At 66.0% G+C, this 16,424-nt stretch carries 13 protein-coding genes; 7 read left to right on the forward strand and 6 right to left on the reverse strand.

All coding sequences use genetic code 11. The features are described from left to right. The first annotated feature begins 251 nt into the window (after positions 1 to 251). The 6 genes from QW845_RS19970 to QW845_RS19995 all read left to right on the forward strand — a co-directional run bounded on the left by QW845_RS19970 (position 252) and on the right by QW845_RS19995 (position 7,691). On the forward strand, positions 252 to 1,115 hold the full coding sequence (locus tag QW845_RS19970) for a xanthine dehydrogenase family protein subunit M (protein WP_315803259.1): 864 nt from the start codon (positions 252 to 254) through the stop codon (positions 1,113 to 1,115). Between the two features lie 283 nt (positions 1,116 to 1,398). Continuing rightward, positions 1,399 to 1,899: a (2Fe-2S)-binding protein gene (locus tag QW845_RS19975; protein ID WP_008961550.1), complete on the forward strand. Its 501-nt coding sequence runs from the start codon at positions 1,399 to 1,401 to the stop codon at positions 1,897 to 1,899. Then, positions 1,896 to 4,316 (forward strand): aerobic carbon-monoxide dehydrogenase large subunit, encoded by a 2,421-nt coding sequence (locus tag QW845_RS19980; RefSeq protein WP_315803260.1) that lies wholly within the window; start codon positions 1,896 to 1,898, stop codon positions 4,314 to 4,316. The genes QW845_RS19975 and QW845_RS19980 overlap by 4 nt, the downstream gene beginning before the upstream one ends. 279 nt (positions 4,317 to 4,595) lie before the next feature. Further along, entirely contained in the window at positions 4,596 to 5,465 is an 870-nt protein-coding gene (locus QW845_RS19985) for a MoxR family ATPase (protein WP_315803261.1), read from the forward strand. Continuing rightward, positions 5,462 to 6,664 carry a VWA domain-containing protein gene (locus QW845_RS19990; protein ID WP_315803262.1) on the forward strand — a complete coding sequence of 401 codons (1,203 nt, stop codon included), beginning with the start codon at positions 5,462 to 5,464 and terminating at the stop codon, positions 6,662 to 6,664. Before QW845_RS19985 ends, QW845_RS19990 begins: the two co-directional genes overlap by 4 nt. Before the next feature lie 211 nt (positions 6,665 to 6,875). Next, positions 6,876 to 7,691, forward strand: coding sequence for an XdhC/CoxI family protein (locus tag QW845_RS19995; RefSeq protein ID WP_315803263.1), 816 nt, complete (start codon positions 6,876 to 6,878; stop codon positions 7,689 to 7,691). Positions 7,692 to 7,697: 6 nt separating this feature from the next. Here the strand turns inward: QW845_RS19995 and QW845_RS20000 are convergent, their stop codons facing one another. The 5 genes from QW845_RS20000 to QW845_RS20020 all read right to left on the reverse strand — a co-directional run bounded on the left by QW845_RS20000 (position 7,698) and on the right by QW845_RS20020 (position 13,495). Then, positions 7,698 to 8,792 carry an HWE histidine kinase domain-containing protein gene (locus QW845_RS20000; RefSeq protein WP_315803264.1) on the reverse strand — a complete coding sequence of 365 codons (1,095 nt, stop codon included), beginning with the start codon at positions 8,790 to 8,792 and terminating at the stop codon, positions 7,698 to 7,700. A gap of 273 nt (positions 8,793 to 9,065) precedes the next feature. Beyond that, positions 9,066 to 9,890: a carbohydrate ABC transporter permease gene (locus QW845_RS20005; protein WP_315803265.1), complete on the reverse strand. Its 825-nt coding sequence runs from the start codon at positions 9,888 to 9,890 to the stop codon at positions 9,066 to 9,068. After that, on the reverse strand, positions 9,887 to 10,822 hold the full coding sequence (locus tag QW845_RS20010) for a sugar ABC transporter permease (protein ID WP_315803266.1): 936 nt from the start codon (positions 10,820 to 10,822) through the stop codon (positions 9,887 to 9,889). Before QW845_RS20010 ends, QW845_RS20005 begins: the two co-directional genes overlap by 4 nt. Next, positions 10,819 to 12,138, reverse strand: a complete 1,320-nt coding sequence (locus QW845_RS20015; RefSeq protein ID WP_315803267.1) for a sugar ABC transporter substrate-binding protein — start codon at positions 12,136 to 12,138, stop codon at positions 10,819 to 10,821. Before QW845_RS20015 ends, QW845_RS20010 begins: the two co-directional genes overlap by 4 nt. Positions 12,139 to 12,262: 124 nt before the next feature. Further along, on the reverse strand, positions 12,263 to 13,495 hold the full coding sequence (locus tag QW845_RS20020) for a benzoate/H(+) symporter BenE family transporter (protein WP_315803268.1): 1,233 nt from the start codon (positions 13,493 to 13,495) through the stop codon (positions 12,263 to 12,265). A 241-nt stretch (positions 13,496 to 13,736) separates the two neighbouring features. Here QW845_RS20020 and QW845_RS20025 point away from each other — a divergent pair, with 241 nt between their 5' ends. Beyond that, positions 13,737 to 14,267 carry an REP-associated tyrosine transposase gene (locus QW845_RS20025; RefSeq protein ID WP_315803269.1) on the forward strand — a complete coding sequence of 177 codons (531 nt, stop codon included), beginning with the start codon at positions 13,737 to 13,739 and terminating at the stop codon, positions 14,265 to 14,267. 1,051 nt (positions 14,268 to 15,318) lie between these two features. On the opposite strand, the gene QW845_RS20030 is transcribed toward QW845_RS20025, so the two are convergent. Continuing rightward, positions 15,319 to 16,272 (reverse strand): ribose-phosphate pyrophosphokinase, encoded by a 954-nt coding sequence (locus tag QW845_RS20030; RefSeq protein WP_315803270.1) that lies wholly within the window; start codon positions 16,270 to 16,272, stop codon positions 15,319 to 15,321. Positions 16,273 to 16,424: the final 152 nt, after the last annotated feature.

A 16,424-nucleotide genomic window follows, 5' to 3' on the forward strand; every position in this document is an offset into this window, starting at 1 on the left:
GCGGCCGCGCATGCCGTCACTCGCGCGATTGGGTCGCGCTCGCTGACGCAATTCGTGCGCGACCAGCCGCATTTCGTGCGATTTCGCCGCTCTCCGTGCCGGCTTCGTTGCGCGGCCGGCTGTCACGATCGACGCTCCGCGCCAATCCGCGATGCGTCCGCGTTCGCACTTCGCTCTCGCAGCACGAACGCCCGCCGCAACAACGCGACGGCCTTGCCGGCAAGGCAGGCCAGCACAGGAGAGGACACGTCATGATTCCTGGCCCGTTCGACTATCACCGGCCGGCGAGCGTCGGCGATGCGATCAAGCTGCTTGCCGACCTCGGCGACGATGCGCGACCGCTCGCCGGCGGCCACAGCCTGCTGCCGATGATGAAGCTGCGGCTGGCGACGCCAGCGCATCTGATCGATCTGCACGGCATCGCCGGCCTCAAGGGCATCCGCCGCGACGGCGACCGCATCGTCATCGGCGCGATGACCACGCAGGCCGCGCTGCTGGCCTCGACTGAGATCGGAGCCAGCCTGCCGATCCTGCACGAGACCGCGCTCTTGATCGCCGATCCGCAGGTGCGCTACCGCGGCACGCTCGGCGGCAATGTCGCCAATGGCGATCCTGGCAACGACATGCCGGCACTGATGCTGGCGCTCGATGCAAGGTACCGTCTGGAGGGGCCGAACGGCGCCCGCGAGGTCGCGGCGCGGGAGTTCTACCAGGGCGCCTATTTCACCGCGCTCGAGCCCGGCGAGATCCTGACTGGCGTGAGCATTCCCGTGCTGCCTGCGGGACACGGCTACGCCTACGAGAAGCTGAAGCGCAAGGTCGGAGACTACGCGACCGCCGCGGCGGCCGTCGTGTTGACCATGGCCGGCGGCAAGGTGGCGAGCTGCGTGATCGCGCTCACCAATCTGCACGAGACGCCGCTGCTCGCGACCGACGCGGCGAACGCCGTGATCGGCACGGCGCTCGACGATGCCGCGCTAAAGGCCGCCGCGACGGCGGCGCGCGCGATCATGCAGCCGGCGTCCGATGCGCGCGGCCCGGCCGAGTACCGCAAGCATGTCGGTGGCATCATGGTGATGCGCGCCCTGCAGCGCGCGGCGAGCCGGGCGAAGTAGCCGCGTTTGCTGACGCCGCGGCCCCGCACGCGGTGCAACCTCGCCATGCGGCGAGCTCTCTCATCTCCCTCCCCCCTTGTGGGGGAGGGGCGGGGAGGGGGTAGCCCCAGGCGAGACTGCCGCCGTGGACCCCCACCCGCAGCCGAAGCTTTGCTTCGGCGTTCTTCAAAAAAGCCGGCCGCGAATGCGGCCGGTTGCCCTCCCCGCAAGGGGGAGGGGAGCGCATCGAGATCGCGGTTGATAGCTCGGCCGAAAATTCAAAGACGTCTTCAGGGAGCACCGAATGCCCAAAACCCACGTCACGATGAAGGTGAACGGCAGCGAGGTCGAAGGCCTCGCGGAGCCGCGAACGCTTCTGGTTCACTTCCTGCGCGAGCAGGCGCAGCTCACCGGCACCCATATCGGCTGCGAGACCAGCCATTGCGGCGCCTGCACTGTTGATATCGACGGCATGAGCGTGAAGAGCTGCACGATGCTCGCGGTGCAGGCCAATGGCGCCGAGATCACCACGATCGAGGGCATGGCCAATGCCGACGGCACTTTGTCGCCGCTGCAGGAAGGCTTCCGCATGATGCACGGACTGCAATGCGGCTTCTGCACGCCCGGCATGATTTTGCGCGCGCATCGGCTGTTGAAGGAGAATCCGCAGCCGACGGAAGCCGAGATCCGCGCCGGCATCTCCGGCAACATCTGCCGCTGCACCGGCTATCAGAACATCGTCAAGGCGATCCAATACGCCGCCGCCAAGATCAACGGCGTGGAATTCCAGGAGGCCGCGGAATGAACGACATGACTCCCACGCGGGAACAACGCGAAGCCGCCCTCGAAGGCATGGGCTGCCGGCGCAAGCGCGTCGAGGACATTCGCTTCACGCAAGGCAAGGGCAACTACGTCGATGACGTCAAGCTGCCTGGCATGCTGCACGGCGACTTCGTGCGCTCGCCGCATGCGCATGCGCGGGTGAAGGCGATCCACACCGAGGAGGCGCTGAAGGTGCCGGGCGTGCTGGCGGTCATCACCGCCGAGACGCTGAAGACGGTCAACCTCGCCTGGATGCCGACCTTGGCCGGCGACGTGCAGATGGTGCTCGCCGACGGCAAGGTGCTGTTCCAGAACCAGGAGGTCGCGTTCGTCGTCGCGACCGACCGCTACGCCGCCGATGACGGCGTCTCCAAGGTGGTCGTCGAGTACGAGCCGCTGGCGGTGCTGGTCGATCCGTTCAAGGCCATGGACCCGGACGCTCCCGTTTTGCGCGAGGACCTCGCCGGCAAGACCTCTGGCGCACACGGCCCGCGCAAGCATCACAATCACATCTTCGAATGGAGCGTCGGTGACAAGGAGCTGACCGACGCGGCGTTCAAGAAGGCGGATGTGACGATCAAGGAGATGATCTCCTATCACCGCACCCATCCGTCGCCGCTCGAGACCTGCCAGTGCGTCTGCTCGTTCGACAAGATCAAGGGCGAGCTGACGATCTGGGGCACGTTCCAGGCGCCGCATGTCATCCGAACCGTGGTGTCGCTGATCGCGAAACTCCCCGAGCAGAAGATCCACGTCATCGCGCCCGACATCGGCGGCGGCTTCGGCAACAAGGTCGGCGCCTATCCCGGCTACATCTGCGCCGCCGTCGCCTCCATCGTGACGGGCAAGCCGGTGAAATGGGTCGAGGACCGCATCGAGAATCTGACCGCCACCGCGTTCGCGCGCGACTATCACATGACCACGGAGATCGCGGCGACCAAGGACGGCAAGGTCACCGGCCTGCGCGTCCATGTGCTCGCCGACCACGGTGGCTTCGACGCCTGCGCCGACCCGTCGAAATGGCCGGCCGGCTTCTTCAACATCGTCACCGGCTCCTACGACTTCCCGGTCGCGCATCTCTCGGTCGATGGCGTCTACACCAACAAGGCACCGGGCGGCGTCGCCTATCGCTGCTCGTTCCGCGTCACCGAGGCGGCCTATTGCATCGAGCGCGGCATGGACATTCTCGCGCAGAAGCTCGGCATGGACCCGGCCGAGCTGCGGCTGAAGAATTTCGTCAAGCCGGAGCAGTTTCCCTATCACTCGGCGCTCGGCTGGGAATACGATTCCGGCGACTATCACACCGCCATGCGTAAGATGATGGAGAGCGTGGACTACGCGGGGCTGCGCAAGGAGCAGGCCGAGAAGCGCGCCGCGTTTAAGCGCGGCGAGACCCGCGAGATCATGGGCATCGGCGTCTCCTTCTTCACCGAGATCGTCGGCGCCGGTCCGTCGAAAAATTGCGACATCCTGGGCATCGCGATGTTCGACTCCTGCGAGATCCGCCTGCACCCGACCGGAGCCGGCATCGCGCGGATGGGCACCAAGAGCCAGGGCCAGGGCCACGAGACCACCTGGGCACAGATCATCGCCAGCGAGATCGGCATACCCGCCGATAACATCATGGTCGAGGAGGGCAACACCGACACCGCGCCTTACGGCCTGGGCACCTACGGCTCGCGCTCGACGCCGGTCGCGGGTGCTGCGATCGCGATGGCGGCGCGCAAGATCAAGGCGAAGGCGCAGATGATCGCGGCCTACAAGCTCGAGGTCCACGAGGACGATCTCGAATGGGACATCGACGGCTTCCGGGTCAAGGGCCTGCCCGAGAAGGTGATGTCGATGAAGGACATCTGCTGGGCGGCCTACAACTCCGTGCCGCCGGGCATGGAGCCGGGGCTGGAGGCGGTGAGCTACTATGATCCGCCCAACATGACCTATCCGTTCGGCGCCTATCTCTGCGTGATGGACATCGACGTGGATACCGGCGTGTACAAGGTCCGGCGCTTCTACGCGCTGGACGATTGCGGCACCCGCATCAACCCGATGATCATCGAGGGCCAGGTGCATGGCGGCCTCACCGAAGCCTTCGCCATCGCGATGGGGCAGGAGATCCGCTACGATGCCGAGGGCAATGTCGTGACCGGTTCGTTCATGGACTTCTTCATGCCGACCGCGGTGGAGACGCCGCATTGGGAGACCGACTTCACGGTCACGCCCTCGCCGCATCATCCGATCGGCGCCAAGGGCGTCGGCGAAAGCCCCAATGTCGGTGGCGTGCCGGCGTTCTCCAACGCGGTGAACGACGCGTTCTCGTTCCTCGGCGCGACGCACATCCAGATGCCCCACGACTTCTGGCGCAACTGGCAGGCCGCGAAGAATTTGGGCGCGGTTGCATAGACGAAGTCCAAGAGCACCTTCGTCATTGCGAGGCGCGAAGCGACGAAGCAATCCAGAGTCCCGTCCATCACCCTGGATTGCCTCGCTCCGCTCGCAATGACGCCGAGAGAGACGGCGCTGTAACCGCATCGCCGGTGCGCTCCCCTCCCCCTTGCGGGGAGGGGTCGGGGGTGGGGTCTCCGGCGGCAGTCTCGCGCGGGGCACCCCCCTCCCTAACCCTCCCCCACAAGGGGGGAGGGAACACACCGACTTCGCGGCGAGATCGAGAAACAAACCGGTATGAAAACCCGCGACGACATCGCCCGATCTCTCGCCGCCTGCGGCTATATCGCCGATGGCGAGCTGGCGACCGCGATCGCGCTGATGCAGCTGTTGAAGCGGCCGCTGCTGCTGGAGGGGGAAGCCGGCGTTGGCAAGACCGAGGTCGCCAAGGCGCTCGCCTGCGTGCACGGCACCGAGCTGATCCGTCTGCAATGCTATGAAGGCCTCGACCAGAGCTCCGCGCTCTACGAGTGGAACTACCAGCGCCAGCTGCTGGCGATCGAGGCGCATCGCGGCCAGCCGGACACCATCGAGGATCAGATCTTCTCCGAGAAATATCTGCTCGAGCGGCCGCTGCTGGCGGCGATCCGCCGCGCCATGCCGCCGGTGCTGCTGATCGACGAGATCGATCGCGCCGACGACGAGTTCGAGGCGTTCCTGCTGGAGCTGCTGTCCGACTTCCAGGTCTCGATCCCCGAGCTCGGCACCATCAAGGCGATCAGCATTCCGCATGTGGTGCTGACCTCGAACGGAACCCGTGAGCTATCGGATGCGCTGCGCCGGCGCTGCCTCTACCACTACGTCGACTATCCCGATGTCGACCGCGAGGCGCGCATCATCCTGACCAGGATCGACGGTGCCTCCGCCTCGCTCGCCCTGCAGATCGCGCGCATGGTCGAATCCCTGCGCAAGGAGGAGCTGCGCAAGGTGCCCGGCGTCGCCGAGACGCTGGACTGGGCGGCGGCACTGGTCGGGCTCGACGTACGCGATCTCAAGGACCAGCCGGAGATGGTGCATGACACCTTGATGTGCCTCCTCAAGACGCATGAGGACCGCGCGCGCATCACCCGCGAGGTCGCGGCGCGGCTGCTGGGGAAGGTCGCATGAGCTGCTGTGGCGCCACACCCGACCACGAGGACATGGACGCGGTGGCGCGGCTCGTCGCGGGCCGCCTCGGTGCGTTTCTCAAGACGTTGCGCGACAACGGCTTTGCGGTCGGCCTGGCGGAAGGGCAGGACGCGGCGGTCGTGATGAGTGCGGGCTATGCCGATAAGCCCGGCCTGCTGCGGTCGGCGTTCAAGCATCTGTTTTCGGCACGCAAGAGCGAGTGGGATCGCTTCGACGGCCTGTTCGACGCGTTCTGGCTCGGCAGGCGCGTGCGCTCGCGCTCGCTGGTCGCGGGATCGCCACAGGCTGCGAACAGTCCGTCATTGAAGACGCTGCAAGACGCTGGAGGCGCGCGCGGTCCGCAAGGTGCGACCGATCAGATCCCATCCGACGAGACGCCGCGCGAGGCGAGTGGTGAAGGGCGCAGCGAAGGCGCCTCCCGCATCGAGATGCTGGCGGATACCGATTTCCGCAAGCTCGCCGATCCCGACCAGGTCGCTCTCGCGCATGAGGCCGCGGCGCGGCTCGCCCGGGCGATGCGGACACGGCTGACGCGCCGCGATCAGTTGCGGCGCAAGGGCGAGCGGCTCGACCTGCGCCGCACCATCCACCGCAATATCAGCCATGGCGGCGTGCCGATTGCGCTGGTGCACCGGCGACGCAAGCACAAGCCGTTGCGGCTGGTGGTGCTGCTGGACGCCTCCGGCTCGATGAGCCCCTACACCGCGGTGTTCCTGCGCTTCATCCATGGCGTGCTCGACGCCTTTCGCGAGGCCGAGGCCTTCCTGTTTCACACGAGGCTCGCCTACGTCTCCGACGCCATGAAGGAGAAGGACGCCGCGCGGGCGCTCGACCGTCTCTCGATGATGGCGCAGGGCGCCGGCGGCGGGACGCGGATCGGCGAGAGCCTGCAGACCTTCAATCGCTGGCACGCGCCGCGCGTCATCCATTCGCGGACCTGCGTGATGATCGTCTCCGACGGCTACGACACCGGTGATCCCGCCTTGCTCGGCCGTGAGATGGCACAGTTGAGCCGCCGCTGCCGCCGCATCGTCTGGCTCAATCCGATGCTCGGCTGGGACGGCTACGCGCCGGACGCACGCGGCATCAAGGCCGCGCTGCCGTTCGTCGATCTCTACGCGCCCGCGCATACGCTGAATTCGCTGGCCGCACTGGAGCCGTATCTGGCGAGGTTGTGAGGATGGCGAATAGCCTGATCGATCTGACCATAAGGCACTCTGCTACGGCATCGGCAGTGCGCTCCCTCCCCCCTTGTGGGGGAGGGCTGGGGAGGGGGTACCCCGACATCGGTGCAAGACGCCCCCTCCCTAGCCCTCCCCCACAAGGGGGGAGGGAACAGACTGCCCTCGCGGTTGCACCGCGCCTCTCACGACGACACAGGAGGCAATCATGACGGCAACTGTCGAACTGCTCGATCTCGCCGCGCAGCTCAAGGCCGCCGAGGAAAGCTTCGTGCTCGCCACCGTCGTCCGCACGGTGTCGGTGACGGCCGCGAAGGCCGGCGCCAAGGCGATCATCCGCCCCGACGGCAGCATCGTCGCGGGCTGGATCGGCGGCGGCTGCGCCCGCGGCGCGGTGCTGAAGGCGGCGCGTGAGGCGCTCGCCGACGGCATCCCTCGCATGGTCTCGGTGCAGCCTGAGAACCTGCTCGCCGAGCTCGGCGTCAAGCCGGGCGAAACCAAGGAAGGCGTGCGCTTCGCCGCCAACATGTGCCCGAGCAAGGGCACCATGGATATCTTCGTCGAGCCGGTGCTTCCGCATCCCGCGCTGGTCATTCTCGGCGCGAGCCCGGTCGCGGTCGCGCTCGCCGCGCAGGCCCGGCCGCTCGGCTATCACGTGACGCTGGCGGCGCCGGCGTCCGATCTCGTCACGACACCGCAGGCCGATGTGCTGATCGATGGCTTCGCGCTAGGCCAACCGGCCGGGAGCAGCCGCTTCGTGGTCGTGTCGACGCAAGGCAAGGGCGACGAGGCGGCGTTGCGCGCCGCGCTCGCCTGCGATGCGGCCTACCACGCCTTCGTCGGCAGCCGCCGCAAGATGGACAGCCTGCGCGACAAGCTGATCAAGGACGGCATCGACGCCGCGCTGCTCGACGAGGTCAAGGCGCCGGCCGGCCTCGATCTCGGCGCCATCACGCCGGAGGAGATCGCGATGTCGATCCTGGCCGAGATCACGCAGGTGCGCCGGCGCGGCCAGCGCGGCTGAATTCCGTCATGGCGCGAGCGGCAGGTCGAACGAGACCCTGAGCCCATCCGGCGCGAAGTCGCGCGTGACCTCGCCCTTCAGCGCGGCGCCGAGAATGCGCTCGAACAGCAGCGAGCCGAAGCCGTTGCTCGCAGGTGGGGAGACCTGCGGCCCGCCGTTCTCCTCCCAGGACAGCTTGAGCCGTCCGTCGGCATGGGTCCAGCTCAGCGTCACCTGTCCTGCATCGTTCGACAGCGCGCCGTATTTCACCGCGTTGGTGACGAGCTCGTGCAGCCCCATCGACAGATACAGCGCGACGCCCGGCGCAAGCGGCACGGCCGGGCCGTCGACCGCGACGCGGTCGCCTTGCAGCGGCGCCAGCTCGGCGCAGACCAGCTCATCGAGCGCGATCGCCTCCCGGCCGCGATCCAGCGCCAGCGCGTGGCTGCGCGTCAGCGCGGCAATGCGGCCGCGCAGCACCTCGCCGAACTCGGCCAGCGCCGAATCGGCGCGGATGCTGAGCGCGATCACGCTGTCGACCAGCGCCAGCGTGTTCTTGACACGGTGATTGAGCTCATGGACGAGCACGCGATGATGCTGCTCGATCGTGCGCCGCCGCGCATTCTCGGTGCGCAGCGCGATCTCGTCCATCACGATCTCGCTGAGCTCGGTGAGCTGGGCGATGTCGTCGTCGCTCCACGGCCGCGGCTCGTGATCGATGGCGCAGAGCGCGCCGATCACCTCGCCGCTCGGCAGCCGCAAGGGGACGCCGAGATAGGCGATCACGCCGAGAACCGGCACCGCGAGATTGTCCCTCACCAGCGGATGCTCGTTGGCGTCGCTGATCACCAGCGGCTGCGCCGAGGTCACGACGTGCTGGCAGAAGGAGTGGCTGAGCGGCGTCTCGCGCAGCGACGCCCACGGCTCGCACAGGCCGACCGAGCTCTTGAAGAACTGCCGGTCGCGATCCACCAGCGCGATGATCGCCGCCGGGGCCTGCAGCAGCCGCGAGGTCAAACGGGTGACGCGATCGAAGCCCGGCTCCGGCGGCGAGTCGAGCAGCTCGGTCTGCAACAGGGCAGTCAATCGGTCTGGCGCGGAGGCGTCGCGATCGGACGTCATGCAGCTTTCGTCGGTCTGGCGTTCAGCCGGTGATGGATTGCACGACGGGCCGGGCGGAGCGCAAATCCGGAGCCGGTCGATCGTGCGGCGCAGTGGTATTCGGCTGGAACGAAGCCGGCACGGAGACGAGATGAAACCGTCAACGCGGTCACCGCCGCGCCGCAGGCGCGGGGCGAATCCCGGTTCCACGCAGGTAACCAAGTGGCAGACTATGGCCTGACCAAGGCAAATTTGGCATTCCGTCGCGGTTCTCTTTGGTATGCATTATACCCGTCAGCCGCCCTTGACCGCACCCGCCGTCAGGCCGGCCACGATCTGCCGCTGCGCGAACACGGTCAGCAGCAGCACCGGCAGGGTCACGATCAGCGCGGCCGCCGCGAGCGGCCCCCAGGAGAGCTGATCGAACGAGATCATGTTGTAGACCGCGACCGGCAGGGTGCGGGTCTCGCGCCCGGCCAGCACGATGCCGAACACGAAATTATTCCAGGAGAAGATCACCGCGAGGATGAAGGCGACGGCGAGGCCGGGCTTCGCCACCGGCAATGCCACGTGACGGAAAACCTGCCAGCGCGTCGCGCCATCGATACGTGCGGCTTCCTCGAGCTCGATCGGCGTGGTCTCGAAATAGCCGATCATGATCCAGATCACGATCGGCACGGTGACGACGAGATGGATGATGATCTGCGGCCATAGCGTGCCGAGCAGGCCGAGCCACTGGAACAAGAGGAACAGCGGGATCAGATAGGACAGGCCCGGCGTGATGCGCGCGATCAGGATCACGATCGCCGATTTGTGCGCGGCCATGCGGGCGATGCCGTAGCCGGCGGGCACGCCGACCAGCATCGCCAGCGCCGTCGCGCCGCCGGTCACCAAGAGGCTGTTCCTGAAGTAGGTGAAGAAACGGTTGGACGACAGCACGTCGGCATAGTTCTTCCAGGCGAAGTGTTCCGGCCAGAACACCGGCGGATAGGCGGCGTTGTCGACCTCGAACTTGACCGACAGCGAGATCATCCAGAGGAAGAACAGGATCGCCGGCGAGACGATCAGGAAGACGCCGAGCGCAAGGGCGAGCCGGCCGAGGATGGTCTGCGCGCTCATGTGTCGCTCCCCAGCGCATTCCACTGTGCGCGCCGGCGCAGCATCAGCAACAGTGCGGTCAGCGCCACGATCAGCGCGAAGAACACCACCGCGATCGCCGAGGCATAGCCGAGGTCGTAATAGACGAAGGCGACGCTGTAGAGGTAGAGGTTGATGGTCTCCGACGCCGAGCCCGGACCGCCTTGCGTGATTGCGAAGATGATGTCGAAGCTCTTGATCGCGTCGATGGCGCGGATCATCGCGGCGATGAACAGGAACGGCATGATCAGCGGCAGGGTGATGTAGCGGAACATCTGCCAGGTGCTGGCGCCGTCGATCTGTGCGCTCTCGTAAGGTTCGGTCGGCAGCGAGGCGATGCCGCCGAGCACGATCAGCATCACCAGCGGCGTCCATTGCCAGGTCTCGACCAGCACCAGCGACGGAATCACGGTGGCCGGATGGAACACCCAGAGCTGCGGCGGCAGGCCGACGAGCGACAAGAGATAGTTCAGGATGCCGAGCTGCGGGTGGAACATCATCGTCCACACCAGCGCGATCGCGACCGGTGTCGCCATCATCGGCATGATGAACAGCGCGCGCAACAGCCCGCGTCCGGGGAAACGCGCATGGAAGATCACCGCCGCGAAGGTGCCGAGCACCAGCGGCAGCAGCACGGAGAGAGCCGTGTAGGACAGCGTGTGTCCGACCGACTCGACGAAGCGCGGGTCGGCCGGCAGCCGGACATAGTTCGACAGCCCGACGAAGGTCGTGGGCGAACCGACCTTCCACTCCTGGAAGCTCATCCAGATCGTGAACAGCCAGGGAAAGATGATCACCGCGAGCACGGTGACCAGCGCCGGCACCACGAACGGCCAGTACGACGGCGGCCGCAACGCACGTTCCGGCGCAGCGGCGTCGGCTGCCGCGCCGGCCTGTTCGACGATCGTGCTCACGCTTTCTCGCTGCGCTCCAGGATCGGGCGGAACTGCTCGTGCGCCTTCTTCAGCTCGGTCGCGGGATCGGCGCCCGACAGCGTGGCGGTCAGCGCCGCACCGACGAGATCGCGGAATTCGGCGACGGGAATGATCACAGGCAGGCCGAGCTTGCTGATCTTGCCGGAGTCGATCGCCGACTGCAGCCACTCCTTCGGCATCTTCACGCCGCCCTGCACCCCGGGGTCGTTGAGCACCGAGTTGCGGAACGGCACGCCGCCGCCGGCCTGCACCAGGCGGGCGCCCTGCGGCTTCGACACCAGCCACTGGCACAGCAGCCAGGCGGCTTCCTTGTTCTTGCTCGCAGCCGCAATGCCGATGCCGTCGCCATAGGTCGCCGAGTACCGTCCCTTCGGTCCGGCGGGCACCACGGTGTAGCCGACCTTGCCGACCACGCGCGAAGCATTGGGATCCTCCAGCGGCGGCGCCCAGCCGACGCCGTCGATCCACATCGCCGAGCGCCCTTGCGTGAACGAGGCCATCGACTCCATCCAGTTGAAGCCGGCGACGCCCGGAGGCGCGCAGGTCGTCAGCAGCTTCTGATAAAGCTTGGTGGCTTCGATGGCTTCCGGGCCGTCGGTCAGGATGTTGCCCTTGGCGTCCAGGAACTCGCCGCCATAGTTGAGGAAGAAGTTGGTCCACAACGTCATGTTGGCGTTGCGCAGGCCGCGGCCGACGAAGCCGAAGATGCCGTCCTTGGCATCCGTCAGCTTCTGCGCCGCCGTGACCATCTCGTCGAGCGTCTTCGGCACCTCGATGCCCTTCTTCGCGAACAGCTCCTTGTTGTAGTAGAGGATGAAGTAGTCCACCGACCACGGCAGCGAGAACATGCGGCCCTTGTCGTTGCTGGCGTAACTCAGGCCGGCGGCGGAGAAATCGCTCTGCACGAGGTCCGGCGCGGTGAGGTTCGGATCCTTCATCATGTCGGTGATGTCGGCGAGCCAGCCGGCCTTCTCGAACTGCCGCTTCTGCACGTGATAGCTGAGATGGACGACGTCGAAGCTCGGCTTGCCCGACGACAGTTCGATCACGACCTTCTGCCGCTGCTGCTGCTCCGGGATTTGCTCGGATTCCACCTCGATGCCGGTCAGCGCGGTGAATTCCTTGATGTTCTTCTGCAGATTGTCGCCGCGCGGCCCCTTGGCGAGGATCACCTCGAGCCTGGTGCCGGCATATTTCTTCCACTGCGGCTCCGACCAGGCGGGCTGGCCGGTAAGCGCAAGCGCGCCTGCTGCTGCCGTACCCGCAAGCATGTTGCGGCGCGTGATCGCGGTCATCATATCCTCCCAGAAGACTTTTTGTTTGGTCGTGAAGTGTAGCGCGATCCAGCGACGCTGCAACAGCATGGTGCCCGTTCGGCTGGGGATGCGACGACAGCGCGTGGTGCGCCGCGGCAATCCGTTATGCGCCCGATGCGGCGGTGAAATCCGCCCGCTCCAGCAGCCACGAGATTGCAAAGCCTGCCACGAGTCCCCAGAACGCCGCGCCGATATTGAGCAGGGGCACGTCGGCCACGGTGACGAGGAAGGCGATCAGCGTGCCGAGGGAGAAGTTGGTCCTGAACGCGGTCACGAACGCGGTCTGCAGCACGCGCAGCATGGCGAGGCCCGCCAGCGCGGTGATCAATGATTTCGGCGCGATCAGCAGCAGCGTGGTGAAGGTCGGCGCCAGCAGGCCGAAGCCGAGCGCCAGCACGCCGACGACCATCGCCGCGGTATAGTGGCGCTTGCGCTCGCCGCCGGAGACGACGATGGCGTTGGTCGGTCCGGTCAGGCAGGTCGACACGCCGCCCACCATCGCCGCGAGCGCCGAGCCGATTCCGCAGGCGACGGTCACCACATTGACCGGCGGCTTGTGGCCGGCAGCGGTCAGCACCGCAAAGCCCTGGCCGTTCTGCACCACCAGCACGGTGACCGCGAGCGGCACGATCAGCTCGATCATGGCCGCGAGCGACCAGGATGGCGTCGGGATCACCGGATGGATCAGCGCGATCTGCAGCGAGGCATTCTGATCATACTTGCCGAACAGGAGAGCCGCGAGCGTGCCGACGACGAGCGCGCCGATGATCGGCGGGCAGCGCCGGCCCAGCGCAGGGAGTGCGGTCAGCAGCAGCCAGAGCACGACCATCGGCCCGGCGATGGCGAAGTCGGTGAACACGGCGCGGACGAGATCGAGGCCGAAGCGCAGGAATACGCCAGCGACCATGCCCATCACGATCGGCATCGGCACCAGTTGCATCGCGCGCTTGACCCAGCCGGTGAGCCCGAGCACCAGCATCAACAGCGCGGTGCCGTAGAAGGCGCCGACCACCTGCGGGAAGCTCAGATGCGTCAGCGACTGGCCGACCAGGACGGTGCCCGGAATGGTCCAGAACAGCACCAACGGCTCGCGATAGCGCCACGACAGCGCGAGCGTGATCAGCCCGTTGATGAAGAATACGCCGAAGATCCACGACGCGATCTCCGCCTGCGACAGCCCGCCATTGGCGCCGACCGACAGGATGATGGCGACCGGCCCGGTAATCGCGAACAGCCAGCCGATGAAGCCGTGCGAGGCATACAGCGGGCCGAAATCGCTGATGATCTGGCCGAGGCCGGGCGGCGGGGCCGCGGGGCGTTCGATGGCGCTGAACATGGAGGGGCGGGGCTCGGTGTGTGTTCTTGTTGTTGTCCTTGGCGTCGTAGGGGATGTTTTGGCCGAACGGGACGAGCTGTGCAAGGCGTTGGGCTGATCGGCGGATTACGCTGCGCTAATCCGCCCTACGGGTTTTGAGCGTAGGGCGGATTAGGCGAAGCCGTAATCCGCCGCAAATCTTGAATCCATACATCCTCAGCGAGTAGGCTTACGTCGGTCATCTCGACGCGGACCATGCTCCATGCCCAACTATCGACGCGCATTCGTTCCGGGCAGATCCTGGTTCTTCACCGTGAACCTTCTCGACCGACGTCAAGCTCTGCTGATCGAGCACATCGACGTCCTGCGGTCTGCCGTCGCCGCTACCAGGCGCCGTTTTCCATTCGAAATCGATGCCTTCGTCGTCATGCCGGATCATCTTCATGCGGTCTGGACTTTGCCTCCCGAAGATGCGGATTTTTCAACGCGTTGGCGCTTGATCAAAAGCCGTTTCGCACGAGCGCTTCCAAAGACGGAGTACCTCAGCGCCGCTCGGATAGCGAACCAGGAACGCGGCATCTGGCAGCGCCGGTTTTGGGAGCATCTCATTCGCGACGAGGAAGATTATGCCCGGCACGTGGAGTATTGTTACATCAATCCGGTGAAGCATCGCCTGGTAAGTCGAGTGGAGGACTGGCCGCATTCGTCCTTCCACCGAGACGTGCGTGAAGGAGTATTTCCGGCAGATTGGGCTGGCGATGTCGATGTGAACGGGACTTACGGCGAGCGTTGACCGGATCAGGCTGTCTTGAAACTCTCGCGCTGGACAAGGGCGGATTACGCTGCGCTAATCCGCCCTACGGGTTTGAGCATAGGGCGGATTAGGCGAAGCCGTAATCCGCCGCGTCTCTCCGCGTCAGTGTCCGTTCGGTCCAGCGCGTGCCCGTCGCCCAAATCACGCTTCTCTCCGCAAGTCCTGTCCAGCCCTTCGGATAAAAATAAATCGCTGGAGGTTTCGCCAAATCAGCATTATGGTCCGGGCCGTTCCGTTGCGTCGGAGGGGACGTATCGCGGTCGTCACGGACGTCGGCAGCGGAATGCGATGGGCGGGTCGGGTCGCAGCGTGGCGGATGCCGCGCCGACGAACGATCCGGCACGCACGGTCAAGTCGCACGGTCCTGACACCCCGACGCTGGTGTCACGCCTGTGCCGGCGCTCACGCGCCGCGCGGGCAACGGTGGCCAGAAAGCCCGGTGCACCGGGGAGACTGCGAAGCAGCCGTAAAGCCATCGCGCAGGGAGGGCCGGGTGTGTTCGGCCAGACCTGTGGTACCTGCCGCCTGCATTTTTTTCGCAGGCGGGCCACGGGCGCGGCCAGCGCCCGGCCTTCCCTGCGCCCTCCATCAAGAGGGCGATGCTGTGATCAAAGCTCGGACGCAACGCGCGCCGCGAGATCGCTTAGGCTTATGCGCAAGTCCTGTCGGATGTTGTCCTGATGAAAGATACCACAGGCGTCATTTGCGAGCGGAGCGAAGCAATCCAGGATCCTTCAGAGGAGGCAGTCTGGATTGCTTCGTCGCTGCGCTCCTCGCAATGACGGAGTGTGGGGCAGGCCCTTTGCCCAAACACCAGCGTCATCGCCCGGCTTGCCGCCTTCGCTGAAGCTGCGGCGCGCCCAAAGTGCTCTTGGCCGCGTCAAAGCCGAAGGCGAAGACGGGACCGGGCGATCCAGTAAAGGGAGATGGCTGTGATTGATCGAGGCGCCGCGGCGTACTGGATTCCCCGCTTTCGCGGGGAATGACAGTGGAATTTGATGATGACGTTCTTGCCGTACGAGAGACGATATCAGTCGAACAGGCTCGACACCGACTCTTCGGCAGCGGTTCGCCCGATCGCCTCGGCGATCAGCGGCGCGATCGGCAACGTGCGGATGTTCGGCGCGTTGCGGACGGCTTCGGTCGGCATGATGGAGTCGGTGATGACGAGCTCCTTCAGGCGCGAGGAGGTGATGCGGCTCGCCGCTCCACCGGAGAGCACGCCGTGGGTGATGTAGGCGTAGACGTCCTTGGCGCCGTGCTTGAGAAGCGCATCGGCCGCGTTCACCAGGGTGCCGCCGGAGTCGACGATGTCATCGACAAGGATGCAGGTGTGGCCGGAGACTTCGCCGATCACGTTCATGACCTCGGACTCGCCGGGACGCTCGCGGCGCTTGTCGACGATGGCGAGCGGCGTGTTGATGCGCTTGGCGAGGCCACGCGCGCGCGCCACGCCGCCGACGTCGGGCGATACGACCATGAGGTTGGAGAGATCGAACCGATCCTTGATGTCGCGCACCATCAGCGGCGAAGCATAGAGATTGTCGGCCGGGATGTCGAAAAAGCCCTGGATCTGCAAGGCATGCAGGTCGAGCGTCATGACGCGGTCGACGCCGGCATGGGTGATCAGGTTGGCGACGAGCTTGGCCGAGATCGGCGTGCGCGAGGCAGATTTTCGATCCTGCCGCGCATAGCCGAAATAGGGCACCACGGCGGTGATGCGGCGCGCGGAGGCGCGGCGCAGCGCATCGGTGATGATCAGGAGCTCCATCAGCAGGTCGTTCGCCGGATAGGACGTCGATTGAATGATGAAGACGTCGGAGCCGCGGACGTTCTCCTGGATCTCGACGAAGATCTCCATGTCGGCGAAGCGCCGAACCACCGCCTTCGTCAGCGGCAGCCCGAGCTCAGCGGCGATGCCGGCGGCGAGAGCCGGATTGGAGTTGCCGGCGACGAGTTTGATGGAGCCGTTCTTGGCCGACATCGTGAATTCTCCTCGCGTCTCGCTGGAGACCTTGTTCAGCATATCGGGCTATCCATGGAACCGGCAGTTTTGCACGGGCGAGGTGATATCAAGGACACCGCGCGCATGGCAACCCGCCGCAAGTGTTTTTCCCGGTCAAACGGCTGTTTTTC

It is taken from the genome of Bradyrhizobium sp. SZCCHNS3002 (assembly GCF_032377435.1).
Lineage (GTDB): Bacteria > Pseudomonadota > Alphaproteobacteria > Rhizobiales > Xanthobacteraceae > Bradyrhizobium.